The organism is Nocardioides sp. GCM10027114, assembly GCF_042659625.1.
Taxonomy (GTDB): domain Bacteria; phylum Actinomycetota; class Actinomycetes; order Propionibacteriales; family Nocardioidaceae; genus Nocardioides.
Genome location: NZ_JBHSSS010000027.1, coordinates 1 through 1708, shown reverse-complemented (window position 1 = coordinate 1708; position 1708 = coordinate 1). Strand labels below are relative to the sequence as shown.

The window sequence follows — 1708 nt, the reverse complement described above, 5'->3', positions numbered from 1 at the left end:
GAACCCGGAAGTTAAGCCGTTCAGCGCCGATGGTACTGCAACCGCGAGGTTGTGGGAGAGTAGGACGCCGCCGGACATACATTGACCAAGGGCCACCCTTTCCAGGGTGGCCCTTGGTGCATTTACGGGTGATGACGGTTCATCTGCTCGTGTGGCTCGAGTAGAGGCCGGCCAGGAGCTGGTGACCGAAGCTCTCGAACGCGTGGTCGCCGACCTTGTAGGCCCACGCAGCCGTGCCCACCGCCTCGCCCACCAGGGCGCGGCGCCAATCGTCCGGCTCGCGAGGATCAGGGCCGTATCCCTCGAGGAACGCTGCCTCGAGTGCCGGGTCCCGGGCGAAGTCCTGGCGCGCGATGCGGACGAAGTCCTCGCTCGGTGGGCGCAGTTCCGCGCGCCCGAGGTCGATGACCCTGACGACGCCGTCGTCGACCAGCCAGTTGCGGGGCTGCCAGTCCCCGTGCGTGGGCACGACACGAGCGCCGCCGCTCGGCCAGGCCTCCATCTCCGCCCGCACCCGCCTCACGATCTCGCCGTCGATGCGGTGCGGCGTGGCCAGGTGCCGTTCGACACGAGCTCGGAACCGGTCGTGCCAATCGTCGTCCACGGTCGAGAGCTGACCGTGGAAGGAAGCGAGCAGCGAGCCCGCCTGCCGGTAGGTGCCCGGGTCGTCCTGGGCGCCGGTTCCTTCCACCAGCACGCCGGGCAGGTGGCGGGTCACCAGGATCTTGGCGGAGGCGTCGCCGTGCAGCAGCTCCGGACCGTGCCCCGTCGCGACCCAGGGCCCCAGCCACTCCCGGTGAGCTCGCAGCTCGCGGGCGATGTGACCGTCCGAGACGCCGCCGGCCTTCACGACGAGGCGCCCCTGGTCGCTGAGCAGCTCGATCACGGTCGTCTCGACCAGCCCCCAGCTGAGGTCGGCGACCACGGACGCATCAGGCACCCAGCGCGCGAGCAGGTCGCGCTGCTCTGGGCTCAATCGGCTCATCTCATCAGGCACGAGGAGCGAGCCTAGCTGGGCGTGTGCCCGGGGAGGACTGCCACGATGACGTCGTGACAGGCGGTGGAGCGTGAACAGCGAGGGACGCCCCGGGCGGGACAGCGAGATCAGCGCGGTCGCGCCGACATCGGCTTCGGCTGAGCAGGCCATGCGGGCCTACCTCCATGATGTCGCCAGTCGCTACTACCGTCGGCCCGCTACCGAGGATGAGCTTCAGACTGCGTTGTCGCTGCATCCGACGGACGACCTCGTCGCGCCCCACGGCGTGTTCCTGGTGGCGAGAGTCGGTGTCGACGTCGTTTGCGGTTGCGTGGCACTCGCGCGCGTTGCCGCTGGCGTCGGGGAGGTCCGTCGGTTGCACGTCGCCGAGAGGTTTCGCAGACGTGGCTTGGGCCGCCGCCTGATGCTGGAGGTCGAGGACAGAGCCCGCGACATGGGGCTCGTCGCGTTGCGTCTCGACACCCGCCACGATCTCGTTGAGTCGCAGCGGCTCTACCTGTCCCTTGGCTACACCGAGAGCCCGGCCCACTCGGGCGGACCGTTCTCCGACCGTTGGTACGGCAAGTCGCTCCGTTGAACCCCGTGTGACCTGCGGAAACGTGGGTATGGCGGGGGTCACGTGGGTTCGATTTGTGTGGGGCGGGGTGGTCGCATAATGTTCTCCGGGTCGCCAGGGAGCGGCGGGGAGCAAGGCCGGTCTGGCTGGGCTCT

Annotated in this window: 2 protein-coding genes and 1 rRNA gene; 2 read left to right on the top strand and 1 reads right to left on the bottom strand. The window is 69.1% G+C overall.

Annotation, left to right across the window (positions count from 1 at the left end; translation table 11 throughout):
- Window positions 1–76, top strand: a 5S ribosomal RNA gene (gene rrf / locus ACFP2E_RS16790); the annotation flags it as partial.
- Between the two features lie 63 nt (window positions 77–139).
- Here the strand turns inward: rrf and ACFP2E_RS16785 are convergent.
- The gene (locus ACFP2E_RS16785) at window positions 140–997 is read right to left on the bottom strand and encodes a phosphotransferase (RefSeq protein WP_378523442.1); all 858 of its coding nucleotides are present in this window, start codon (window positions 995–997) and stop codon (window positions 140–142) included.
- A 70-nt stretch (window positions 998–1067) separates the two neighbouring features.
- Between ACFP2E_RS16785 and ACFP2E_RS16780 the strand changes: the two genes are divergently transcribed.
- Entirely contained in the window at window positions 1068–1574 is a 507-nt protein-coding gene (locus tag ACFP2E_RS16780; protein ID WP_378523443.1) for a GNAT family N-acetyltransferase, read from the top strand.
- Window positions 1575–1708: the final 134 nt, after the last annotated feature.